At 53.1% G+C, this 24,800-nt stretch carries 19 protein-coding genes, 3 tRNA genes and 1 other RNA gene; 11 read left to right on the top strand and 12 right to left on the bottom strand.

The features are described 5' to 3' along the window. Positions 1-2: 2 nt before the first annotated feature. The gene (locus VIJ98_RS08660; RefSeq protein WP_008110317.1) at positions 3-647 is read right to left on the bottom strand and encodes a riboflavin synthase; all 645 of its coding nucleotides are present in this window, start codon (positions 645-647) and stop codon (positions 3-5) included. A 198-nt stretch (positions 648-845) separates the two neighbouring features. Here VIJ98_RS08660 and VIJ98_RS08655 point away from each other — a divergent pair, with 198 nt between their 5' ends. The 6 genes from VIJ98_RS08655 to VIJ98_RS08630 all read left to right on the top strand — a co-directional run bounded on the left by VIJ98_RS08655 (position 846) and on the right by VIJ98_RS08630 (position 4,902). Continuing rightward, on the top strand, positions 846-2,219 hold the full coding sequence (locus tag VIJ98_RS08655) for an MATE family efflux transporter (RefSeq protein WP_179451122.1): 1,374 nt from the start codon (positions 846-848) through the stop codon (positions 2,217-2,219). A 134-nt stretch (positions 2,220-2,353) separates the two neighbouring features. Then, a tRNA-Val gene (locus tag VIJ98_RS08650) sits at positions 2,354-2,430 on the top strand. Positions 2,431-2,433: 3 nt separating this feature from the next. Further along, positions 2,434-2,510 (top strand) — tRNA-Val (locus tag VIJ98_RS08645). Positions 2,511-2,529: 19 nt separating this feature from the next. Then, positions 2,530-2,606: transfer RNA gene (locus tag VIJ98_RS08640), tRNA-Val, on the top strand. 342 nt (positions 2,607-2,948) lie between these two features. Next, positions 2,949-4,361, top strand: a complete 1,413-nt coding sequence (pykF, locus tag VIJ98_RS08635) for a pyruvate kinase PykF (protein ID WP_008102983.1) — start codon at positions 2,949-2,951, stop codon at positions 4,359-4,361. Between the two features lie 304 nt (positions 4,362-4,665). Continuing rightward, on the top strand, positions 4,666-4,902 hold the full coding sequence (locus VIJ98_RS08630; RefSeq protein ID WP_007892735.1) for a major outer membrane lipoprotein: 237 nt from the start codon (positions 4,666-4,668) through the stop codon (positions 4,900-4,902). A 74-nt stretch (positions 4,903-4,976) separates the two neighbouring features. Here the strand turns inward: VIJ98_RS08630 and VIJ98_RS08625 are convergent, their stop codons facing one another. From VIJ98_RS08625 to sufA, 7 genes are all read right to left on the bottom strand, one after another. Continuing rightward, the gene (locus tag VIJ98_RS08625) at positions 4,977-5,954 is read right to left on the bottom strand and encodes a L,D-transpeptidase family protein (RefSeq protein WP_323273412.1); all 978 of its coding nucleotides are present in this window, start codon (positions 5,952-5,954) and stop codon (positions 4,977-4,979) included. Between the two features lie 61 nt (positions 5,955-6,015). Further along, positions 6,016-6,432, bottom strand: coding sequence for a cysteine desulfuration protein SufE (sufE, locus tag VIJ98_RS08620; protein ID WP_008102979.1), 417 nt, complete (start codon positions 6,430-6,432; stop codon positions 6,016-6,018). Between the two features lie 20 nt (positions 6,433-6,452). Then, positions 6,453-7,676, bottom strand: a complete 1,224-nt coding sequence (sufS, locus tag VIJ98_RS08615; RefSeq protein ID WP_091003179.1) for a cysteine desulfurase SufS — start codon at positions 7,674-7,676, stop codon at positions 6,453-6,455. Beyond that, complete coding sequence (sufD, locus tag VIJ98_RS08610) at positions 7,673-8,950, bottom strand: Fe-S cluster assembly protein SufD (protein ID WP_110866026.1); 1,278 nt, start codon at positions 8,948-8,950, stop codon at positions 7,673-7,675. The genes sufS and sufD overlap by 4 nt, the downstream gene beginning before the upstream one ends. Then, on the bottom strand, positions 8,925-9,671 hold the full coding sequence (gene sufC, locus VIJ98_RS08605; RefSeq protein ID WP_008102973.1) for a Fe-S cluster assembly ATPase SufC: 747 nt from the start codon (positions 9,669-9,671) through the stop codon (positions 8,925-8,927). The genes sufD and sufC overlap by 26 nt, the downstream gene beginning before the upstream one ends. Positions 9,672-9,705: 34 nt before the next feature. Then, complete coding sequence (gene sufB, locus VIJ98_RS08600; protein ID WP_008102971.1) at positions 9,706-11,199, bottom strand: Fe-S cluster assembly protein SufB; 1,494 nt, start codon at positions 11,197-11,199, stop codon at positions 9,706-9,708. A gap of 7 nt (positions 11,200-11,206) precedes the next feature. Beyond that, on the bottom strand, positions 11,207-11,581 hold the full coding sequence (sufA, locus tag VIJ98_RS08595) for a Fe-S cluster assembly scaffold SufA (RefSeq protein WP_007892717.1): 375 nt from the start codon (positions 11,579-11,581) through the stop codon (positions 11,207-11,209). A 389-nt stretch (positions 11,582-11,970) separates the two neighbouring features. Between sufA and VIJ98_RS08590 the strand changes: the two genes are divergently transcribed. Further along, positions 11,971-12,375, top strand: coding sequence for a hypothetical protein (locus VIJ98_RS08590; protein ID WP_008102969.1), 405 nt, complete (start codon positions 11,971-11,973; stop codon positions 12,373-12,375). 30 nt (positions 12,376-12,405) lie between these two features. On the opposite strand, the gene VIJ98_RS08585 is transcribed toward VIJ98_RS08590, so the two are convergent. Beyond that, positions 12,406-15,459, bottom strand: a complete 3,054-nt coding sequence (locus VIJ98_RS08585) for an FAD-binding and (Fe-S)-binding domain-containing protein (protein WP_323273407.1) — start codon at positions 15,457-15,459, stop codon at positions 12,406-12,408. A 205-nt stretch (positions 15,460-15,664) separates the two neighbouring features. Here VIJ98_RS08585 and ydiK point away from each other — a divergent pair, with 205 nt between their 5' ends. Together ydiK and rprA are read left to right on the top strand one after the other, a co-directional pair. Further along, positions 15,665-16,777 carry an AI-2E family transporter YdiK gene (gene ydiK, locus VIJ98_RS08580; RefSeq protein WP_154152460.1) on the top strand — a complete coding sequence of 371 codons (1,113 nt, stop codon included), beginning with the start codon at positions 15,665-15,667 and terminating at the stop codon, positions 16,775-16,777. Positions 16,778-17,116: 339 nt separating this feature from the next. Further along, positions 17,117-17,224: antisense sRNA RprA (rprA, locus tag VIJ98_RS08575), an RNA gene on the top strand. 99 nt (positions 17,225-17,323) lie between these two features. On the opposite strand, the gene ppsA is transcribed toward rprA, so the two are convergent. After that, positions 17,324-19,711, bottom strand: coding sequence for a phosphoenolpyruvate synthase (gene ppsA, locus VIJ98_RS08570; protein ID WP_154152463.1), 2,388 nt, complete (start codon positions 19,709-19,711; stop codon positions 17,324-17,326). Positions 19,712-20,160: 449 nt separating this feature from the next. Between ppsA and VIJ98_RS08565 the strand changes: the two genes are divergently transcribed. Together VIJ98_RS08565 and VIJ98_RS08560 are read left to right on the top strand one after the other, a co-directional pair. Then, positions 20,161-20,988: a pyruvate, water dikinase regulatory protein gene (locus VIJ98_RS08565; RefSeq protein WP_008102960.1), complete on the top strand. Its 828-nt coding sequence runs from the start codon at positions 20,161-20,163 to the stop codon at positions 20,986-20,988. A gap of 244 nt (positions 20,989-21,232) precedes the next feature. Continuing rightward, positions 21,233-22,279 (top strand): 3-deoxy-7-phosphoheptulonate synthase, encoded by a 1,047-nt coding sequence (locus VIJ98_RS08560; RefSeq protein ID WP_008102958.1) that lies wholly within the window; start codon positions 21,233-21,235, stop codon positions 22,277-22,279. 7 nt (positions 22,280-22,286) lie between these two features. On the opposite strand, the gene VIJ98_RS08555 is transcribed toward VIJ98_RS08560, so the two are convergent. Together VIJ98_RS08555 and VIJ98_RS08550 are read right to left on the bottom strand one after the other, a co-directional pair. After that, on the bottom strand, positions 22,287-23,726 hold the full coding sequence (locus VIJ98_RS08555; protein WP_323273403.1) for a protein adenylyltransferase SelO family protein: 1,440 nt from the start codon (positions 23,724-23,726) through the stop codon (positions 22,287-22,289). A gap of 98 nt (positions 23,727-23,824) precedes the next feature. Next, entirely contained in the window at positions 23,825-24,568 is a 744-nt protein-coding gene (locus VIJ98_RS08550; protein ID WP_293798047.1) for an EAL domain-containing protein, read from the bottom strand. Positions 24,569-24,800 lie beyond the last annotated feature (232 nt).

Below are 24,800 nucleotides of genomic sequence, written 5' to 3'. Positions count from 1 at the left end.
TATTATTCTGCGCTAGCAATCTGCGCCAGTGCAGCGGCTTCACGCTGCGCTAATACGCGCTCAACCGTTTCCACAATGGCCTGCGTATGCGGATCAATCTCAATATTGACCTTATGACCAAACTTCTTCGCGCCTAAAGTGGTGCGCTCCAGCGTTTCCGGAATCAAATGCACACAGAATTTGCTTTTCGTCACGTCGCCAACGGTCAAACTAATTCCATCGATACCCACGAAACCTTTGTGCAGAATATATTTGATCTGCGTGGCGTCCTGTAATTTAAACCAGATTTCGCGGTTGTTTTCTGACTGGATGATTTTGCAGATTTCCGCCGTGGTCATAATATGGCCAGACATTAAATGGCCGCCAATTTCATCACTGAACTTCGCTGCACGCTCAATATTCACCACATCACCCACCTTTAATTCACCCAGGTTGGTAATGCGCAGTGTTTCTTTAATCAGATCGAAGCTGACCAAATCGCCGTTAATCTCGGTCACGGTCAGGCAGCAGCCGTTGTGTGCCACCGATGCGCCCAACGCCAGGCCCGGTAACAGATCCTCCGGTAAGCGCACAATATGGGTACGAAACAGATCTTTCTCTTCAATGCCGACAATTTCTGCCGTGCCTTGCACAATTCCAGTAAACATAATCTCAGCCTCTGCAAAGTTTGCGTCAGTTTATCACAGCTTGTCGGCGGCAGCTTAATTTGGCGGAGTTCAAACTTTACACAAATTGCTAAACAAAATGCGATCAACGTTTGGCGGAAGCCAGCGCTGCCGCTACACTATGCCGCGCATTCTTTGGGGATTTCGCCCCGCTCTCTTCTTTAATTAAGCAGGTGTAACGTGCAGAAGTATTTTACAGAAGCGCGTCAATTGCTGGCCCTCGCGATCCCGGTCATCCTTGCTCAGGTGGCCCAGACGGCGATGGGATTTGTAGATACTGTTATGGCCGGTGCGGTAAGCGCCACGGATATGGCCGCCGTTGCTGTCGGCACCTCTATCTGGCTTCCCGCCATTCTGTTTGGTCATGGTCTTCTACTGGCTTTGACGCCTACCGTTGCGCAACTCAACGGTTCAGGACGACGCGAACGTATCGCGGAACAAGTGCGCCAGGGATACTGGATGGCAATTGCCGTTGCGCTACTGATTATGGTGGTGCTGTGGAATGCCGGTTATCTGATTAACACCATGCATGACATCGATCCTGAATTGGCCGCCAAAGCCGAAGGATACCTGCATGCGTTGCTGTGGGGCGCACCGGGTTATCTGTTGTTCCAGGTGATGCGCAATCAATGTGAAGGTTTGTCGAAAACCAAACCGGCGATGCTGCTTGGTTTTCTCGGCCTGATGGTGAACATTCCGCTCAACTATGTCTTTATTTACGGACATTTTGGCATGCCTGCTTTAGGCGGCGTCGGCTGCGGCGTGGCAACGGCGTCGGTCTATTGGGTGATGTTCCTGGTGATGCGCTTCTGGGTCAAACGCATGGCAAGCATGCGCGATATCCGCATGAAAACGCGTTGGTCCGCACCGTCACGCGCAATTTTGTCACGCCTGTTCACGCTGGGTTTGCCGGTGGCATTGGCGCTGTTCTTTGAGGTGACCCTGTTTGCCGTGGTGGCGCTTTTAGTATCACCACTCGGCATCGTCAAAGTGGCCGGGCACCAGATTGCGCTCAACTTCAGCTCGTTGATGTTCGTGTTGCCGTTGTCGCTCGGCGTGGCCACCACCATTCGCGTTGGCTATCGACTCGGACAAGGTTCAGCCGAACAGGCGCGCGTTGCCGCGTGGACTGGCCAGGGAGTAGGCATCAGTATGGCGGCCATCACCGCGCTGTTTACCGTGATCTTCCGTCATGATATCGCCGCGCTGTATACCGCAAATCCTGAAGTCATTACTCTTGCGGCGCAACTGATGCTGCTTGCGGCGATCTATCAGTTCTCAGATTCGATTCAGGTGATTGGCAGCGGCATTTTGCGAGGTTATAAAGACACGCGCTCGATCTTCTTCATTACCTTTATCGCCTATTGGGTGCTGGGTTTGCCGGTGGGTTATGTACTGGCGATGACGGATTGGGTATTGCCGAAACTCGGTCCCGCCGGTTTCTGGTGTGGCTTTATTATCGGCCTGACCTCCGCAGCAGTGATGATGATTTGGCGCATCCGTCGTTTGCAGCGCCTGCCTGCGCAGGTGATTTTAGCGCGCGCCGCGCGCTAAGTGGCTGGTAACGGCGAAAAAAACGACGCATAGCACAGTTGCTGGTCAGTCGTAGGGGAAAAACACTTTTTCCCCTTGCCAGCATCACGGCCTGCCGTTAATATTCGTCCCCGCTGTCGCCCTGACAGCGTGTTGCGCTCTTAGCTCAGTTGGTTAGAGCACCACCTTGACATGGTGGGGGTCGATGGTTCGAGTCCATTAGAGCGCACCATGTGCGTCCGTAGCTCAGTTGGTTAGAGCACCACCTTGACATGGTGGGGGTCGGTGGTTCGAGTCCACTCGGACGCACCAATTATTGAATATTCTGCATGCGCTCTTAGCTCAGTTGGTTAGAGCACCACCTTGACATGGTGGGGGTCGATGGTTCGAGTCCATTAGAGCGCACCACTCTGGTTTTATCTCCTTGCGCAACACCTTTTTCTTGATCTGCATCGTCTTTATCACGCCGCTTTTATATTGGTTTTCGCATACTTAGCGACTATACTATGCCGCGTTGTTCCACCTGAAAGGTTTCAGCGCTAACGTGCCTATGCAAACAACTCCAATGATTTGCGCAACACTGATCACTCAGTTCCCTCGCGTACTGCATAACTTCTCTGCACGCTTTGCTTTCGTCTCCTATTCTTATTTCTGTGAAATCCGTTCCAACACCATAAATATTCTCACTTCGGTGCCATGCGCATCGAATCCCGACCTTTATCATCCATCACAACTTATAGAAAACCTGACATGAAAAAGACCAAAATCGTTTGTACTATCGGTCCAAAAACCGAATCTGAAGAGATGCTGACCCAACTGCTGGAAGCGGGCATGAACGTGATGCGCCTGAACTTCTCGCACGGGGATTACGCTGAACACGGCCAACGCATCACCAACATGCGTGCAGTTATGGAAAAAACCGGTCGTCAGGCCGCTATTCTGCTGGACACCAAAGGTCCGGAAATTCGTACCATGAAACTGGAAGGCGGCAACGATGTATCGTTGAAAGCGGGCCAGACCTTCACTTTCACTACCGATCAGTCGGTAATTGGTAACAGCGAACGTGTTGCCGTGACCTACGCCGGTTTCACTGAAGACCTGAAAATTGGTAACACCGTGCTGGTCGACGATGGCTTGATCGGTATGCAGGTGACTGAAGTCACTGAGAACTCAGTGATCTGTAATGTCCTGAACAACGGCGATCTGGGTGAGAACAAAGGCGTTAACCTGCCAGGTGTCTCCATTCAGCTGCCTGCACTGGCGGAAAAAGATAAGCGCGACCTGATCTTTGGTTGCGAGCAGAACGTTGATTTCGTCGCCGCTTCATTTATCCGTAAGCGTTCTGACGTGCTGGAAATCCGTGAGCACCTGAAAGCGCACGGCGGCGAACACATTCAGATCATCTCGAAAATCGAGAACCAGGAAGGCCTGAACAACTTCGACGAGATCCTTGAAGCGTCAGACGGCATCATGGTTGCGCGTGGCGACCTCGGCGTTGAGATCCCGGTTGAAGAAGTGATCTTCGCGCAGAAGATGATGATCAAAAAATGTAATAAAGCCCGCAAAGTGGTGATCACCGCGACGCAGATGCTGGATTCAATGATCAAAAATCCGCGCCCTACCCGCGCAGAAGCCGGCGACGTGGCTAACGCCATCCTCGATGGTACCGATGCGGTGATGCTGTCTGGTGAGAGCGCGAAAGGCCGCTATCCGCTGGAGTCGGTCACCATCATGGCGACCATCTGTGAGCGCACCGATCGCGTGATGAAATCCCGCATCGATTCACTGCAAGACTCACGCAAGCTGCGCATCACCGAAGCAGTGTGCCGCGGTGCCGTTGAGACTGCAGAGAAGCTGGAAGCACCACTGATTGTTGTAGCTACCGAAGGCGGTAAATCTGCCAAAGCGATCCGTAAGTATTTCCCGGATGCCACCATTCTGGCGTTAACCACCAACGAAACCACCGCGCGTCAGCTGATTCTGAGCAAAGGTATCGAAACCCATCTGGTGACAGAAATTGCCTCAACTGATGATTTCTATCGCATTGGTAAAGAAATGGCGCTGGAAAGCGGATATGCGCAGAAAGGCGATGTTGTGGTAATGGTTTCAGGCGCATTAGTACCAAGCGGAACGACAAACACCGCTTCTGTACATGTAATCTGATTAGCAACTGAATTTTTATTAAAAAGCGCCTTTTCCAGGCGCTTTTTTTATTGCTGATGTAATACAAAAACCAGAAATTTCCAATCGAAATTAACTATTCAAAATCTCGTATGATTAAGGTTAGTCCGATTAAATCTCTCTGTTTTAGCTAATTATTTTCATCTTCTTCTGTGAAATGCTGTTTCTTTGAGCGAACGATCAAAATTAAGCATGTTCTCATCAAAAATTTATTCTCAACTCAAAAAGCTTTGTGTAATACTTGTAACGCTACATGGAGATTAACTCAATCTAGAGGGTATAAAGAATGAATCGCACTAAACTGGTACTGGGCGCTGTAATCCTGGCTTCAACTATGCTGGCTGGTTGCTCAAGCAACGCTAAAATCGACCAACTGTCTTCAGACGTTCAGACTCTGAACGCTAAAGTTGATCAGCTGAGCAACGACGTGAACGCAATCCGTTCTGACGTTCAGGCTGCTAAAGATGACGCAGCTCGCGCTAACCAGCGTCTGGACAACCAGGCTCACTCTTACCGTAAGTAAGAGTACTGGTTGAAAAATGGTGCCCATGTGGCACCATTTTTTTTGTCCTGATTCTGCGTTTCTCTGGTCCGAATTCAGGGTTGCGCTACTGCATCACCTACAGCTTCAGCACTCTGATTCATTACCGGCTCACCGCTGCTCACTAACACCGGCATTCCTGAACGTCGGGCTATCACTTCCTTAATCAACGCGGTATCGCTCTTCTCACTCTTTGAGAAGGCTTTCAGCTGCGCAGACTGTGCAATCGGCATGGTTTGTGGATCATCCTTATCGTTGCGCGATAACGGCTGATGCACTTCAACGTAGCGCTTACCGTCGGGCTCAATGGCATATTTGATGGGCTGATTGATGACCTGCACGCGCGTTCCTTTCGGCACGCTGTTGAACAGCGCTTCAATATCATCCGGTCGCAGGCGAATACAGCCAGAACTCACGCGCATTCCAATACCAAAGTCAGCATTGGTGCCGTGAATCAAATACTGACCAGTACCACGCGCCAGACGCATCGCAAACAGCCCCATCGGGTTATCTGGTCCGGCGGGCACCACGCCCGGCAAAGTGATGCCCTCTTTGGCATAGCGCTTGCGGATATTGGTGGTTGGCGTCCAGGTTGGATTAGGGATTTTCTGGCTGATGCTGGTGACCATGGTTGGCGTCATGGCCCCCAGTTGGCCGATACCAATCGGATAGACCACCACACGATCTTCACCTTTCGGATAGTAGTAGAGTCGCAGTTCCGCGAGGTTAATCACGATACCTTCGCGTGGCGCATCAGGAAGCAGCATCTGCAGCGGCACGGTTAATTGTGTGCCGGCCTTTGGCAGCCAGGGATCAACGCCTGGATTGGCTTCCAGCATGCCGAGCATGCCTATCTTATAACGCGCGGCAATGCTCTCCAGCGGCCGTTTGTCATCCGGCACAGTGGTCAGGGTATTCTCGCCAATTAAACGGCTGTTATCGGCTGGTAGGGGATATTCCGTAGCAAATGCAGGTGCAGAGAGTCCGCAACAGGACAACAGCAATGCACCGGCTAAACGTAAGGCTGGTTTCATGCAATTTTCTCTTTGTCGGATAGAACAGACCCCGGTCAAGCCGGGGTCTGGAGAGTGTAACTTAGCTGAGGGTCTGAGCGTTATGCCGGATCGCGCGGATCATGGCTTCCAGACCCTGTGAACGCGAGGGAGTGAGATGTGAGGTCAGCGCCAATTCGCCAAACCAGTGACGCACATCGAGATCGAGAATCTCTGGCGCCTTAAGCCCCTGATACAGGCTAAATACCACTGCAATCAACCCTTTAACGATGGCCGCATCACTGTCGCCTTCGAAGGCGATGGTGCCATCGGCCTGCGGGGTCATGCGTATCCACACCTGGCTCTGACAGCCTGAAATCACGTGTTCTGGCTGCTGTAAGCTTTCGGAGGATTCTGGTAATTTCCCACCGAGTTCAATGATGTAGAGGTACTTCTCTTCCCAGTTAGCGCAACGATTAAAGTTACGAACCAGTCTCTCTTTATCTGGCAAATTCGCCATGAATCACTCCTGAAATCTGCTCAACCGCCCAGCAGACGATGAATACGGGTCAAACCTGCGGCCAGGCGATCGGCTTCTTCTTCGGTGTTATACAGCGCGAAGGAGGCACGACACATCGCCGGCACCGCATAATGACGCATCAACGGCATTGCGCAGTGATGGCCGGTGCGGATCGCAATACCGTATTGATCAAGGAAACTGCCGACATCAAACGCGTGATGCTTGCCGAGGTTAAAAGCCACCACGCCGCTACGACTCTCCGGACCGTAAATCACCAGATCCGGCACCGAAGCCAGTTTATCCAGCGCATAACGCATCAGCATCGATTCGCGCTGATGAATAACGTCCAGGCCCAGTTCGCTGATCCACGTTAACGCCGCACCCAAACCAATGATACCGCCGGTATTTGGCGTGCCCGCTTCGAAACGCCATGGCGTACTGTTAAAGGTGGTGCCGGTTGGCAGCACCACTTCAGAAATCATCGAACCGCCGCCTTCCCACGGTGGCATGATCTCCTGCAACGCTTTACGCGCGTACAGCACACCAATACCGGTCGGACCATAAATTTTATGGCCGGAGAAGGCGTAGAAGTCACAGTCGATATCCTGCACATCTACCGCGTGATGCATCACCGCTTGCGCGCCATCCACCAGCGTAATCACGCCAGCGGCTTTCGCTTGCGCCACGATGGCTTTCACAGGATTGACGGTTCCGAGCACGTTTGAAACGTGGGTCACCGCCAGCAAACGAGTGCGGCTATCAATCAAGCCGCTCAGCTGCTCCAGCGCTAGCTCGCCCTGCGCATTTAGCGGCAGTACGCGAATTTCTGCGCCGGTGCGCTGTGCCACCATCTGCCACGGTACGATGTTAGCGTGATGCTCCATCTCGGTGATGATGATGTTGTCGCCTGGCTGCAGCTGACTGCCGCCCCAACTGTTAGCCACCAGATTGATGGCTTCCGTGGTGCCTTTGACGAAGATGATCTCTTCAGGCGAAGCGGCGTTAAGAAAACGCGCGGCCTGATGACGCACGTTCTCCATGTCGGTGGTCGCCTGCGCGCTCAACGAATGGATACCGCGGTGCACAGCTGCATAGCCGTGCTGGTAGAAATAACTTTCCGCATTGATGACCGCGAGCGGGCGCTGTGCGCTGGCCGCGCTATCAAGGTAGGCCAGCGGATGTCCGTTGACCTCACGTTTCAGAATCGGAAATTCCGCTCTGATGCGTTCGAGATCGAAACTCATGACTCAACTCCCGGAATACGCGCGGCAATGCGCTGCAGCACCACCTGACGCAGTACCGGATTCTCCAGCGTTTCGGTGAGTTCAGCGGCAAAAGCATGGATGATCATACGCTGTGCGGCGGTCTCATCGATGCCGCGCGAGCGCAGATAGAACATCTGCTCTTCATCAATACGACCAATGGTCGCACCGTGACTGCACTTCACGTCATCCGCATAGATTTCCAGCTGCGGCTTGGTGTCCACTTCAGCCAGACGACCCAGCAACAGGTTGTTGTTGGTCATCTGTCCATCGGTTTTCAGCGCGTGCTGTGCCACTTTGATCATGCCATTGAACACTGCACGACCTTTATCGCGCGCGATGACTTTGTGCATCTGACGGCTGGTGCAGTAGCCTTTGTTGTGCTCCAGATAGCTGCGGGTATCGCACACTTCCTGATTCACCGGCAACGACAAGCTGTTGATAGCCAGATTGGTATTTTCGCCATTCAGCTGCGCGCTGGTGTTGTGACGTGACAAGCCCGCACCCAGCAGGAAGCTGGTGGTGGCTACATTCGCATCACGGCCCATCACCACATCATTGTGCGCGAAGTGGTAAGCCTTCTCGCTCTCAAATGACAGTTTGATGTGCTGCAGTTTGGCATTGTCAGCCACGTCGAAAGTGAAACGCGCGCCGGTAAAGTGCGCCACGTCATTCAGCGTAACGTAGTGCTCAATCACTTCCGCTTCTGCGCTGGCTTCCAGCTGCAGATGGTGGCGATGATGCACGGTGTTAGTGCCCGCGTCCTGACCACTGGTGATGTGCAGAAGATAGAGCGGTTTAGCCGCTGATTTGCCACGCGCCAGACGAATAGTGGTGGCTTCTTCTGCCAGACTTTCGGTCAGATGCAGGAACACTTCCGGCTGAATCGGTGCCGGCAGCGGACGACGCTCAGAAGCCTGCGCATGCTGAATTTCAAACAGGCCGGTATCACGGCTGCTCAATTCGGCCTGAAAGCGGCCGTCAACAAACACCAGACGCACCGCATCAACCGGCAGCGCCAGCGCTTCAACTTGCTCCGCGCTCACTTCCTGCGGCTGCGGCAGCACAAACTGCTGCGCCAGCAGGCCATCAAGCGGCGTGTATTTCCAGTTTTCATGCTTACGAGTCGGCAGGCCGACACGCATCAGTTGCTGCCAGTGCTGCTGCGCCTGTAAAGAACGCACGTCACCGCGCGATTCAAACAGGTGATGCCACTGCTGCAGGGCGTTATCACTCTTGGTCGGTAAGCCAGCCATAGCCTTGCTCCTCCAACTGTTTCACCAGCGAGAAGTCGCCAGATTTAACGATCTTGCCCTGATACAGCACGTGTACGTGATCCGGCTTGATGTAATCCAGGATGCGCTGATAGTGCGTCACGATGATGAATGAACGCTTACCGTCGCGCAGGCTATTAACGCCTTCGGCTACGATTTTCAGCGCATCGATATCCAGACCGGAGTCGGTTTCATCCAGGATGCACAGCTCAGGTTCCAGTGCCGCCATCTGCAGGATGTCGTTACGCTTCTTCTCACCGCCGGAGAAGCCAACGTTTACTGAACGGGTCAGCAAATCTTCTGGCATCTTCAACAGCTGGATTTTATCTTCGATAAAGTCCTGGAAGTCGAAACGGTCCAGCGGCTCCTGCTCACGGTATTTACGTACCGCGTTGACCGAGGTCTGCAGGAAGAACTGGTTGCTGACGCCCGGAATTTCTACCGGATACTGGAATGCCATGAAGATGCCTTCACCGGCACGCTCTTCTGGCTCAAGTTCCAGCAGATCTTTGCCCTTAAAGGTGACAGAACCGCCAGTGACTTCGTAATCTTCACGACCAGCCAGCGTTGCAGACAGGGTACTTTTACCTGAACCGTTCGGTCCCATGATGGCGTGGACTTCGCCCGGTTTCACTTCAAGGTTCAGACCGCGCAAAATCTCTTTGTCTTCAACGCTAACCTGCAAATCTTTAATGCTTAACATACTCTTTCCTTCACATTGCTTCCGGCAACGGGCATCAGCCCACACTGTGCTCAAGGCTGATAGCTAACAATTTTTGCGCTTCCACGGCGAATTCCAGTGGCAGCTCGGAGAAAACGTCTTTGCAGAAGCCGTTAACGATCATTGAGATCGCATCTTCTTCGCTGATGCCACGCTGCAGGCAGTAGAACATCTGATCTTCACCGATGCGCGAGGTAGTGGCTTCATGCTCCAGATGGGCGGTGTTGTTGCGCGTTTCAACATACGGGAAAGTGTGCGCACCGCACTCGGCACCAATCAGCATCGAATCACACTGGGTGAAGTTACGCGCGTTGGTGGCTGTTGGCATGATTTTCACCAGGCCGCGATAGGTGTTCTGGCTCTTACCGGCAGAGATACCTTTCGAGATGATGGTCGACTTGGTGTTTTTACCAATGTGAATCATCTTGGTACCGGTATCCGCCTGCTGGCGGCCCGCAGTCAGCGCGACTGAGTAGAACTCACCAATCGAGTAATCACCGCGCAGGATGCAGCTTGGATATTTCCAGGTGATCGCCGAACCGGTCTCAGACTGTGTCCAGGACATCTTGCTGTGATCGCCTTCGCACAGGGCACGTTTGGTAACGAAGTTGAGGATACCGCCCTCGCCTTCACCGCCTGGGAACCAGTTCTGTACGGTGGAGTATTTCACTTCAGCATTCTTGTGGATGATCACTTCTACCACTGCGGCGTGCAGCTGATAGGTGTCACGCACCGGTGCAGAGCAACCTTCGATGTAGCTGACATAACTGTCTTCATCGGCGATCAAGATGGTGCGCTCGAACTGACCAGTTTTTGCCGCGTTGATGCGGAAATAGGTCGACAGCTCCATCGGGCAACGTACGCCTTTCGGGATGTACACGAAGGTTCCGTCAGAGGCCACAGCGGAGTTCAGCGCGGCAAAGAAGTTATCGTTTGGCGGCACGACAGTACCGAGATACTTCTGCACCAGCTCTGGATGATCGTGAATCGCTTCGCCGAACGAGCAGAAGATAATGCCCTGCTCCGCCAGCTTGCCGCGATAGGTAGTGGAAACGGAAACGGAGTCGAAAATCGCATCCACCGCCACTTCACGCCCTTCACGCACCGGAACGCCTAACTGGTTGAACGCATCTTCCACTTCCTTCGTCAGGTAGTCGCTGGAGGCGACGCTGCCGGAGGTTTGGGTCGCGCCAGGTTCAGAAGCACAGCTGTCGTCGCAGTTGCCGCAGGACGGCGCGGAGTAGTAGCTGTAATCCTGATAATCCAGTTTTTCGTAGTGCGCTTTCAGCCAGTGCGGCTCTTCCATTTGTTCCCAGGCGCGGAACGCCTTGAGACGGAATTCAAGCATCCATTCAGGTTCGTTACGTTTAGCCGAAATCGCGCGCACCACATCTTCATTGATGCCGTGAGCAAATTCTTCGGTTTGTAACTGGGTAAAGAAGCCCTCTTTATAGTTGAGCTTGCCTTCCCACATTTGTACATCATCAGATGCTTCGGTGTGTCGTGACATGTTTTACTTACTCGACGCCAAAGCTTTCACCGCACCCGCAGGCGTGTTGAGCTTTAGGGTTGTTGAATTTAAAAATCTGGTTAAGACCTTCGCGGACATAATCCAGCTCGGTACCGTCAACAAACGGCATCGCCTGAAGTGGCACAAACAGTTTTGCGCCGAATTGCTCAAACTGCAGGTCGTCATCGGCAGGATCTTTTACCAGATCCATAACGTACCCAAAGCCGGCACAGCCGGACGTTTTCACACCCAGTTTCAAGCCCTTGACTTCAGGGTCTTGTTCTACCAGGTTAAGAATCTGTTTCGCTGCCGATTCGGTCAGCGTGAGCCCTTTCCAGACGAAATCTTCGGGTGAAAAGGAGTCGGCATTTACTGATGACATTGTGCTACCTCGTATGTCTGGGCCTTTTCAGGCTATCCCCCTATGGTAGTGATATCAGATATCACTTCAACCTCTTGTTTTGCAGGGATAATCATCTCGTGCTATTTTTCACTGTTGCTTTATTAAGCATAGTCGCTTCAAAGCAGATTGACGGCGGCATTCCCGCGCGCGCCTGACCTGCGTAACCCGTTAAATTGCCGCAAAATTTTTAAAATCAATTTTACGATTTAATCCTGATTGATAGGTTACGCCTTTCTACTATGTAAAGAAATTGTTATTGCCGATTTTAGTAACAGGCAGAAGAAATCAATAAAATTTCACAGCGGGAATTGCATTCCTGACGCGGTTGAATATGATAATGATTATCATTAACCTAAATAGGTGGCGATATGACGCTTACCGTCTCAGCCTGGTTACAACATAAAATCGACGAATATAAGTTTTCGGTGCGCGATATCACCGTTGACTTCTACATGGCTCAGGCAAAGCTCAACCGCACCGATTGCACTCTCGACCAACTGCGTCGCTTCAACGACACCTGCCTCGATATGGCAGAAATCTGCGAACTTAACGGCGACGATCACAGTTTTCTGCATGCCATGGGCAAGCTCCATCACCGCTTAGTGCAGGAGATGGGCAATGCCGATCGTGACCGTTTGTTCCGGATTCAGGCCTATCAACTGGCGCGCCTGTCATTAACACGTTTGTGTCATCAACTGGCGCTCAGCGGCGAGTGGGATCAAGCTACCCGCCTGCAGAGTGATTTTGTTCGCCACGCAGGCTGGATATTCTAATCCAGCTTTGTGACGTCTCCTACAATTTGTTTACATCATTTCCAGTAACGCTTGCAGTGGATGACGCATGCCATTGCCTTCTGCGCGTTTTACCTGGCTACGACAGGAAAAGCCGGTTGCCAGACAGCGTTGACGCGGCAGCTTTTGCAGTTGCGGATGCCAGGAAAGCTCATAAATCCCCAGCGAATTCTCCAGGTTTGCGCTTTCGTGACCATAGGTTCCCGCCATTCCGCAACAACCGACATTGACGTTTTCCAGCTTCGCGCCAAAGCGCGCAAAGATGCTCTGCCACTGATTCGGCGTGGAAGGCAGCGCGGTCACTTCGGTGCAGTGCGCAAACAAATACCAGGCTTCGCCGCTGGCGGTTTGTTCCGCGCGTGGAGACAACGCGGTTTTCAGCCACTCGTGCACCAGCTGCACGTTAAACTCGCCGCGCTGCTCGCCCAGCACCTGGTTGTATTCGTCGCGATAGCAAAGCACGGTCGCCGGATCGACGCCAACCATCGGCATGCCCAGTTTCGCCACGCGGTTGAGGAAATCGGCGGTTTTGCTGGCGGTGCGTGCAAAGCGTTGCAGGAAGCCTTTCACATGCTGCGCCTTGCCGTTCGGCGAGAACGGCAGCAGCACCGGACGATAACCGAGTTTCTCAATCAGCTTGACGAAATCGGTGACCAGCTGCGCCTCGTAATAGCTGGTGAAAGGATCTTGCACCACCAGCACGCAGTTTTCGCGTTGCGCCGCATCCAGCGCTTCTAACTGCTCCAGCGTCAGGTTCATCGCCGGATGGCCGCTTAACTGCTGCTTGAGGCTCGGCGATGACAGCAGCGGCAAATCCACCATGCCGATATGCGTTTTGCTCAGTTCGCGCATCCACGGCTGTTTGAGGAAGAAGTTGAACACTTTGGGCGCTTTGGCCATCAACGGCGCGTAACTTTCCACTGTGGCCACCAGATGATCGCTCATCGGACGCAGATAGCGCGTGTGATAAAGCTGCAGGAAGCGTGAACGGAAGTTCGGCACATCAATCTTGATAGGACACTGCGTCGAGCAGGCTTTACACGCCAGACAGCCCGACATCGCCTCTTTCACTTCGTGCGAGAAGTCATATTCGCCTTGATTCGCGTGCCAGGTATTGCGCGTGCGCTGAATCAGCGTACGCAAGCTCGCGCCCTGTTTGGGCAGCGCCTGCTCCAGCTGAACGGGATCCACGCCCTGCTCGGAGAGCAAGCGCAGCCATTCACGCGTGAGTGTGGCGCGCCCTTTCGGCGAATGAATGCGGTTGCGGGTGATTTTCATCGACGGGCACATCGGGCTACGCGCATCAAAGTTGAAGCACAAACCGTTGCCATTACACTCCATTGCGCCACGCCACTCGTTGCGCACCGTGACGGGAATCTGCCGATCGTAAGTGCCGCGTTTCACCGCATCAACCTGCATCATCGGTTCATCACTGCCCAGCGGCGTACAGATCTTGCCGGGATTCATGCGGTTGTCAGGATCGAACGCGGCTTTGATGCGGCGCAATTCGTTGAACAGCGTTTCGCCAAAAAATTCCGGGCTGTACTGCGCGCGGAAGCCTTTGCCGTGCTCGCCCCACAACAAACCGCCGTAGCGCGCAGTCAGCGCCACCACTTCATCGGAGATCTGCTTCATCAGCAGCTCTTGCTGCGGATCGCACATGTCCAGCGCCGGACGCACATGCAACACGCCGGCATCCACGTGACCAAACATGCCGTAGCTCAGGCCGTGGCTATCGAGCAGCGCACGAAAATCGACGATGTAATCCGCCAGCTGTTCTGGCGGCACCGCAGTATCTTCCACAAACGGAATCGGCTTGGCGCGCCCTTTGGCGTTCCCCAACAGGCCAACTGCTTTTTTGCGCATATTATAGATGCGCTCAATGCCGCCTAAATCGTCACACAATTGATAGCCGATCACGCCGCCCATCTGCTGCTGCATCAGCTCATCTAAACGCTGGCACAGCGTGCTGATTTGCTGCTCAATCAGTTCGCCATCATCACCGGCAAACTCCACAATGTTGAGGCCGAGCATCTCTTTGTCTGGCACATCGGTAATTAATTCATTCACCGAATGCCAGACGATATCTTCGCGCGCCAGGTTCAATACTTTCGAGTCAACGGTTTCCACCGACAGCGCTTTGGCTTCCACCATAAAAGGTGCGTTCCGCAGGGCCGAGTCGAAGGAGTCGTATTTGATGTTCACCAAACGGCGCACTTTCGGGATGGGCGTGATGTCGAGGCGCGCTTCAGTAATAAAGGCCAATGTACCTTCCGCGCCGCACAGCAGACGCGTCAAATCGAATGTCTGTAAATCGTCGCTGAAAACATGACGCAGGTCGTAGCCGGTCAGGAAGCGATTGAGTTTGGGAAATTTCTCCAGAATCAGATCGCGCTGTTCACGGCAGCGGCTTAACACCTGCTGATAAATGCGCCCTTCCGCCGTTGGCGTGTTCGCCAGTTGTTCCGCCAGTGCGGTCGGCATGGCGCGCGTATCCAGGATATCGCCGCCCAGCAGCACCGCACGCAGACCTTCAACGTGATCGGAGGTTTTGCCATACACCAGCGAACCCTGGCCCGATGCATCGGTGTTGATCATGCCGCCAAGCGTGGCGCGGTTGCTGGTGGAGAGCTCCGGCGAGAAGAAGAAGCCATAGGGCTTGAGCCACGCATTGAGCTGATCTTTCACCACGCCCGCTTCAACACGCACCCAACCTTGCTCGGTGTTGATTTCCAGGATGCGGTTCATATAGCGCGACATATCCACCACGATGCCCTGATTGAGCGACTGCCCGTTGGTGCCGGTGCCGCCACCGCGTGGCGTAAACACCAGGCTGGTAAAGCGGGTTTCACCGGCGAGGCGCGCAATCAAGGCTACATCCGCCGTCGAGCGCGGAAACAGCGCCGCATCAGGCAGCAGCTGATAAATACTGTTGTCGGTGGAAAGCGAGAGGCGATCGGCATAGCTGGTGGCGGTATCGCCGGTAAAGCCTTGCTCTTTTAAGGACTGCAGGAATGTCAGCACCAGTTGAACGAGGCCCGGTGCCTGAGAAATCTGTGGGATCATTATTGAGTGACCGAGATGTTGTAAACGTTTGCGTCGTAATTTTTTTCAGCCATTGGTTTTATCATACTTTTCCGCTGGCTGCTGTTTTTTCAGGAAAGCGCGCCGCCGTCGCTGCTTTTCCTGTTTAAATTTCAGGAAATAGATCATCATTAATCAGGGCTGTTCAGCCCCACTCTGAAGGATTCAATCGAGGTTAACCGTTGTGATGAAAGACCTGCAACGCGGTATGGATTTACCGCAAATGCTGTTTTCACTGATGTTCATTCTGATCATGATCATCGCCAGTCTGTGGGTGGTGCAGCCCTTTATTCTCGGCTTCGCCTGGGCCAGCATGGTGGTGATCGCCACCTGGCCGTTGATGATTCGTCTGCAACAAATGTTATGGGGACGCCGCTCACTGGCGGTTATCGCCATGACCATTTTGCTATTACTGCTGTTTATTATTCCCATCGCCCTGCTGGTCAGCAGCCTGATTGATAACAGCGCGCCGGTGATTGCCTGGGCAACGCAGCGCCATCTGGTGATGCCAGACTTCGATTGGTTGCGACAGATTCCCTATGTCGGCAGAAAACTCTATTCCAGCTACCACAAATTAGTGGATGGCGGCGGCGCGGCGATGCTGAATCAGGTGCAGCCTTATATTGGTCGCACCACGGGCTTCTTCGTGGCGCAGGCCGGACACTTTGGCCGCTTTATGATGCATCTCATCGTGATGCTGCTGTTCAGCGTGCTGCTCTACTGGCGCGGCGAGCAGGTGGGTCACGGGATTCGTCATTTTGCTTATCGCATGAGCGGACGCCGTGGTGATGCCGCCGTGCTGCTGGCTGGTCAGGCAATTCGCGCCGTGGCGCTCGGCGTAGTGGTCACCGCGCTGGTGCAGGGCGTACTCGGCGGCATCGGTTTAGCCATTTCCGGCATTCCTTACGCCACGCTGTTAACCGTGCTGATGATCCTCACTTGTCTGGTACAACTCGGACCGCTGGTGGTGTTAGTACCAGCGATTATCTGGCTCTACTGGAGCGGCGATACCACATGGGGCACGGTGCTGCTGGTGTGGAGTTGCGTGGTCGGTACGCTGGACAGCGTGTTGCGTCCGATGTTGATTCGTATGGGCGCCGATTTACCGATGATCCTGATTCTCTCCGGCGTTATTGGCGGATTGATTGCTTTCGGCATGATTGGGCTATTTATTGGTCCGGTGGTATTGGCGGTCTCTTATCGTCTGGTTTCGGTGTGGATGCATGAAGCACCTGAACCGGATGACGATATGCAAACCGCCATCGAAGCATTAGACGATCACGAAGAAACGCAACGTTAAGTTCGTAGGGTCGCCATTCATGGCGACCTGATCCACCTGAATGCCCACCCTGCAAAAGATGCACAAACTCTCCGTTTTACACTGGCCTTACTTTAACCCGCCTAATACCTCAACTTCGTCACCTTACATTCCTAACTGATAATAATTTTTTTCCATAAGCGATTTTTAAGAAAAAACGCAGTTTTAGGCGCTTTAGGTGGGATTCGCTTACGGAATGATTATTTTTGCAGCTGAAACAGCGGTAGATCACTAAGAAAATCACCACGAAAGGTTATCAGCTTTAAACTAATAAGAGGATTCTTAAAGACGCCAGCGGGCCTGATCAATAACATGTTTCCTATGTTTGGAATCAAGCTACTGATTTTTAAACAACCTTATTCCCCTGAGTAAAGTGAAGAATTGCTGTGTGTAGTCTTTGCCCATCCCCTGTGATGGGCTTTTTTTTGGCTTTTTTTCAGGCAAAACAACAAGGCCAGCAGCGCTGGCCTTGATAATTACCTTAATGACACGTCAAATTCTCATCTGAGGCGTTAAATTGCCGCTTGGTTAATGTTTCGCAGCGTTCAACTCTGCCAAACCTAACCATGTTTCAACCACGGTATCCGGATTCAGCGACAGGCTATCAATGCCCTGCTCCATTAACCATGCCGCAAAGTCCTGATGATCTGATGGGCCCTGACCACAAATCCCGACGTATTTGCCCTGTTTTTTCGCCGCTTTGATCGACATCGACAACAGTGCTTTCACCGCATCGTTACGCTCATCAAACAGCGCGGACACCACGCCAGAGTCACGATCGAGGCCCAGTGCCAGCTGCGTCATGTCGTTTGAGCCGATGGAGAAGCCATCGAAGTGCTCGAGGAACTGCTCAGCCAGCAAGGCGTTGGACGGGATCTCACACATCATGATCACTTTCAGGCCGTTCTCGCCGCGCTTCAGACCGTTTTTCGCCAGCTCGGCGACCACCGCTTCGGCTTGATCGACGGTACGCACAAACGGAATCATGATCTCAACGTTGGTCAGTCCCATTTCGTTACGCACGCGCTTCACCGCTTCGCACTCCAGCTTGAAGCAGTCGCGGAAGTTGTCAGCAACGTAACGACCGGCGCCACGGAAACCGAGCATCGGGTTCTCTTCTTCCGGCTCATAACGCTCGCCGCCGACCAGGTTGGCGTATTCGTTGGTTTTGAAATCCGAGAGACGAACAATCACGCGCTTCGGCGCAAACGCCGCACCCAAGGTCGCAATCCCTTCGGTCAGACGGCCGATGTAGAACTCAATCGGATCATCAAAGCCTTTCATCATCTGACGAATCTGCTGCTGCAGTTCCGGCGTTTGCTGATCAAACTCCAGCAGCGCTTTCGGATGCACGCCAATCATGCGGTTAATGATGAATTCCAGACGCGCCAGGCCTACACCTTCGTTCGGCAAGCAGGCGAAATCAAAGGCACGATCCGGGTTACCGATGTTCATCATAATCTTCAGCGGCAGTTCCGGCATGGTATCGACCTGCGAGCTGGTGACTTCAAAGTCCAGCAGTTCGTCATAGACATAACCGGTATCGCCTTCGGCACAGGAAACCGTGACTTTATGGCCATCTTTAAGGTGATCGGTGGCATCGCCACAGCCCACCACCGCCGGAATGCCCAGCTCACGCGCGATGATCGCCGCGTGGCAGGTACGACCGCCGCGATTGGTCACGATGGCCGAGGCTTTCTTCATGATCGGTTCCCAATCGGGATCGGTCATGTCAGTCACCAGCACATCGCCTTTTTCAATGCGGTGCATCTCGCTGATGTCGTGAATAACTTTGACTTCACCGGCACCGATGCGATGACCAATGGCGCGGCCCTCGACCACCACTTTACCTTTGCCCTGCAGCGTATAGCGTTCCATCACCTGACCGTTGGAGCGCACCGTTTCCGGACGCGCCTGCACGATGAACAGTTTGCCGGTGTGGCCATCTTTGGCCCACTCAATGTCCATTGGGCGTTTGTAGTGCTGCTCAATCAGCACCGCCTGACGCGCCAGCGCTTGCACTTCGTCATCGGTTAAGCTGAAGCGATCGCGCTGTTCCTGCTCGACATCTTCTATGCGCACCTGCTCGCCATGCTCCTGCGAATCGGCATACACCATACGCAGCTTTTTCGAGCCCATGGTGCGGCGCACAATCGCCGGACGGTTGGCTGCCAATGTCGGTTTGTGCACGTAGAACTCGTCGGGGTTAACCGCGCCCTGCACCACCATTTCGCCCAAACCAAAGGCTGAGGTGATAAACACCACCTGATCGAAGCCTGATTCGGTATCAATGGTAAACATTACGCCCGACGAGGCGAGATCCGATCGCACCATGCGCTGAATACCGGCCGAGAGCGCTACGCCGCGATGGTCGTAGCCCTGATGCACACGGTAAGAGATAGCGCGATCGTTAAATAAAGAGGCATACACGTGCTTAACCGCGATGATCACCGCGTCATAGCCCTGCACGTTAAGGAAAGTCTCCTGCTGGCCGGCAAACGAGGCGTCGGGCATATCCTCGGCGGTGGCTGACGAGCGGACCGCAAAGGAGGCGTCGGCATCATCAGCAGAGAGTTGTTCGTAGGCGCTACGAATCGCCGCTTCCAGCTCAGGCTGGAATGGCGTATCGACCACCCATTGACGAATCTGTTTACCCGCTTGCGCGAGTTCAGCAACATCATCAACATCCGTTTTATCCAGCAAATCATAAATACGCTGGTTCAGTCCGCTTTGATCGAGGAACAGATTAAACGCATAAGATGTGGTCGCATAACCGTTTGGCACGGAAACACCCAGCGACGACAAATTCGTAATCATTTCTCCAAGGGAAGCATTCTTGCCTCCCACACGATCAACATCATGCATGCCAAGCTGGTTGTACCAGAGCACTAGCGACTGTTGGTCTTGATTGGACATTGAGATTATCCTTTTAAATGATGTGAATACACATGGAACATTTTGCTATTCGCCAAAACAGCCTGGCACAACCGATAAATAAAGACTAAGTGTTGAATCGTTAAAGCAGGAAAAGAAAGGCAAAATCGGATTAGTACTTAGAATTAATTGAGTTGCGCAACCGGGCTATTTCACGCTAATGGATTGCTGTAACGATATTTTTCCCCTTTTCAGAGGGTTAGCGATTGATTTTTGTTGCGCAACGGCTTCACACTTTATTTCATGCGCGAAAAGGAAAATGCGCGAAAATAACGCTTTTCAAAACAGCATTTCATCTAATATTGATTATTCGCTGATTCATCTTTGTGAGCGCAATAGCGGACAATATGGATATTTCATTTTACTATTAATTAAAATGAAATATTGTCATCAATAATTTAGGCATTGATACGCAAGAGGATATTTGCACGATGAACACTGAACGCAGCGTATTCTACATTTCTGATGGCACCGCCATAACCGCCGAAGTACTGGGCCATGCGGTGTTATCTCAGTTCCCGGTGATGGCCCACAGCGTGACGCTGCCGTTTGTTGAGAATGTGCAGCGCGCTCAAGCGGTTAAAGCACAAATCAATGCGCTCTATCAGCAGAGCGGCGTACGCCCGCTGGTGTTCTTCTCCATTGTCACGCCCGATGTACGCGAAATTATTCTGGAGAGCGAAGGCTTTTGTCAGGACATCGTGCAGGCGCTGGTGGCACCGCTGCAGAGCGAGTTGGGCGTGGCGTCAATGCCAGTGGCGCACCGCACACACGGTTTAACCGCCAGCAACCTCGGCAAATATGACGCGCGTATCGCGGCCATCGATTACACCCTTGCGCATGATGACGGCATTTCTTTACGCGGTTTGGAAGATGCGCAAGTAATTTTGCTCGGCGTGTCTCGCTGCGGGAAAACGCCCACCAGCTTGTATTTAGCGATGCAGTTTGGCGTGCGCGCCGCTAATTATCCGTTTATTGCCGATGATATGGATAACCTGAAACTGCCGCCGGCGCTGCGTGCACATCAGCATAAGCTGTTTGGGTTGACCATCGATCCTGAACGTCTGGCGGCGATTCGCCAGGAGCGCGCGGAAAATACCCGTTACGCCTCGCTGCGCCAATGTCGTCTCGAGGTGGGCGAAGTGGAAGCACTGTTCCGCACCAATCAGATTCGTTATCTCAACAGCACCAACTATTCGGTGGAGGAGATCGCCACCAAAATCCTCGACATTATGGGCCTGAACCGCAACATGTATTAGGTGTTGCTGCCGGTCGCCATAAACGGCGCCCCTACAAAAACCGCACTACACATCCGTAGGGTCGCCATTTATGGCGACCTCGTCACTACATTCCTGACCTGTATTTGAATCGTAAAGCCAGGCTTCCGTCTAATTTGATGACCTTTGTTTTTAGCAGGTTGAATTCGCAGGCTATTAGTTTATTGTGACCACCATCACTTCCCGGTATTTCACCGCTGCGAAGAAAAAATTTTTGAGAATCCCAATGAACAAGACTGATGAACTGCGTACCGCGCGCATCGGTAGCCTGTTAACTCCGGCTGCGCTCGCGCATGAACACCCTATTTCGGCAGAAATTGCCGCCAACGTCACCGCTTCCCGTCAACGCATCGCGCGCATCCTAACCGGTGAAGATCCGCGTCTTTTAGTGATTATTGGACCTTGCTCTCTGCACGATCCTAAAGCGGCGATTGAGTATGCAGAACGACTGAACGTGCTGCGTGAGCGCCATAAAGATCGTCTGGAAATTGTCATGCGCGCCTATTTTGAAAAACCGCGCACCGTGATTGGCTGGAAAGGCCTGATTTCCGATCCGGATCTGGATGGTAGCTATGATGTCAATCGCGGCATCGCCATCGCGCGCAAACTGCTGCTGGATATCAACGCGCTCGGCATGCCAACCGCCACCGAATTCCTCGATATGGTGATCGGCCAGTTTATTGCCGACCTTATCAGCTGGGGCGCAATTGGCGCGCGAACCACTGAAAGTCAGATCCACCGTGAGATGGCATCGGCGCTCTCCTGCCCGGTCGGTTTCAAGAACGGCACCGACGGCAACGTGCAGATCGCGGTCGATGCGATTCGCGCCGCGCGCGCCAGCCATATGTTCCTGTCACCGGATAAAAACGGTCAGATGACCATTTATCAAACCAGCGGCAATCCGCATGGTCACGTGATCCTGCGCGGCGGTCGTCAGCCGAACTATCACGCCGAAGATGTGGCGGCTGCGGCGGCCAATCTGCGCGACTTCAATCTGCCGGAGCAGCTGGTGATCGACTTCAGCCACGGCAACTGCCTGAAGCAGCACGGTCGTCAGCGTGATGTTGCCGATGACGTGGCGGCGCAAATCCGTGCCGGATCGCGCGCGGTCGCGGGCGTGATGATCGAAAGCTTCCTGCAGGAAGGAAATCAGAAAGTGGTGAGCGGTGAAGCGCTGACCTACGGCCAATCGATCACCGATCCGTGCCTCGGCTGGGAAGACAGCGCCGAGGTGCTGGCAAAACTGGCTGCCGCTGTCGACAGCCGTTTTTAATCCCGACCTAGCTGGAACAACTCACTTCCAGCGTTTTGCCCCACTCTGGTGGCCGTTGACGCAACTCCGCGCTGACGGCCGCATCGCTAAACGGCTGCTGTAATGCACTGTGCAGCCTGGCTAACGCCGTGGTCTCGCCGTTCTCTACCTCTTCAATCACCTGCTGTGCCAGATAGTTGCGCAATACCAGCGCCGGATTGGCCGCCTTCATCACCGCCTGACGCTGCGCATCGCTGGCGTGATCTTGCAACAAACGCTGGCGATAATCGCTGTACCAGCGATCAAAAGCGTCACGATCGATAAACTCATCCCGCAACGGCGAACGGCTATCATCTTGCTGCGTGTCGCTTAGCATGCGGAAGGTCAGCGTGTAATCACTGCGTTCCGCCGTCATCATCGACAGCAAGCCGGTCAGAAGCGTGTTGTCATTGGCATCCGCCGTCAGCAAGCCGAGCTTGGCTCGCATCTTCTCGCCCCAGACGCGCATCAACTCGTTTTCATAATGACCGAGCGCCAGTTTGAGTTGCTCGGTGGTCATTAAGCCCGACAAGGCGTGCGCCAGGCGATTAAGGTTCCACAGGCCAATCATCGGCTGATTTTCGAAGGCATAGCGGCCCTGATAATCGCTGTGATTGCAGATGTAATCCGGCTGATAGTCGTCGAGGAAACCGTACGGACCGTAATCCAGCGTTAAGCCCAGAATCGACATGTTATCGGTGTTCATCACACCGTGCGCAAAGCCTACGCTTTGCCAATGGGCGATCAGGCTGGCGGTGCGTTTGACGATATCGGTGAACCACAGCAGATAACGGTCCGATTCCTCTTTCAGCTGCGGCCAGTGATGGCGAATAGCGTAATCCGCCAGCTGGCGCACTTTGTCTTGTTCACCGCCGTAATAGAAATGCTCAAAATGGCCGAAACGCAGATGGCTGTCGGCAATGCGCATTAGCATCGCACCGCGCTCCTGGGTTTCGCGCAGTACCGGCTCATCGCCGATGGCGAGCGCCAGCGCGCGCGTGGTGGGTATGCCAAGATGATGCAGCGCTTCGGAAGCGAGGAATTCGCGTACGCTGGAGCGGATCACCGCGCGACCGTCGCCCATGCGCGAATAAGGAGTTAGTCCAGCGCCTTTTAAGTGCCAGTCGAGCTTGCGACCATTTGTTAGCTGCTGTTCACCCAGCAGAATGCCGCGCCCATCGCCCAGTTGTCCGGCCCAGACGCCAAACTGATGGCCGCTATACACCTGCGCCAGCGGCGACATGCCGGGCAACAGTTCGCGCCCTGACCACACGCCATGCCCGCTGCCGGCGAACAGCGCATCGTCTAAACCCATCTCTTGTGCCAGCGGCGCATTGTGATAAAACAGCCGTCCACCTGCCAATGGCGTTGGGTCCAGCGCGGTGTAGAATCCGGCTAATTCTTGCTGCCAGCTATTGGTAAATTGCATCGACACTCCGGAAGGTGCTCTTAACGAAGGCACCCGCATTGAGTTTTAAGATAACCAGGATTGTAACGCCGACGCGGCGTGGAAGACAGGCGAAAGGATTACTGCTGCGAAGGCGTGTGTAAATTCAGATCGGAATAGATGAGATCGCTAAGGCGTTCAGCTTTAACAACCGGGAACAAACTGCCCTGCAGCTGCGCACCGCTCAACGTGCTCATCTTTTCCATCATTTGGTTATCGTCAATACCACAAATAATGATCTGCTCTGCAAAATCAGAAAAATTATTGATAACCGTCTGAATAAAAGGCGTAAACGAGGCACGTTTTGCCAGGTTCTGAATAAAGACTTTATCCAGTTTTAACACGCTAAACAGATTATCGTATACCGCCGTTGCCGGTGCTTTTCCTGCACCAAATTGTGAAAGCGATAAACGAAATTCACTTTGTAATGCGGCGAGCAATGGATGGGATTTACCCAAAGATAATTGCGGAAACGTTTCGCTGATATCCAAAACAATAAAAGGAATTTGTCGGAATTTCCTTAACAGAAATTCGCTGGCTAAAAGTGTATTGGCCATGGAATCATCAATACGTACCAAAGCGGTAATTTGATTAACCTCAAAAAAGTCGCGGTACTTTTCCAGCAATGAAAGCTGGCTCTGCAGCAAACGTAATTGCTGCGCATCGTCCAATTGTGGCAATAGCAAATCCTGCGGCAGCGTAATAGGTGCGCTGTCGTGGACAAATTGCGTCACCAGCTCGACCGCAGTCAGCTGGCCCGCCAGAGAGTAAACTGGATAAAACCAGGTTTCCGACTGATAGTCGGCAGACAAATGGACTTTCATTTTTCAAGCCAGAAGCAATGGCAATTGGCGCATCGTATATCAACGAATACCACCAGGCAATAGGACCAAACGTTTGAAGAGGTGCCGTTTTAGGTCTTATTACGCCGATTTAAGCCGCAAATAATACTTAAGCCAAATAAGCCGGGGTTAATGTCCATACCAATTAAATAAATTTAGCTTTATTATTAGTATTAAATCGATGGCGGGTAAAGTGCCATTCTAAATGATAGTT

Origin of the sequence: Pantoea sp. S18, assembly GCF_045689705.1 — a bacterium.
GTDB classification, from domain to species: domain Bacteria; phylum Pseudomonadota; class Gammaproteobacteria; order Enterobacterales; family Enterobacteriaceae; genus Pantoea; species Pantoea symbiotica.
Note: the sequence above shows the minus strand (reverse complement) of the source record. Positions and strands in the feature narration are given on the sequence as shown.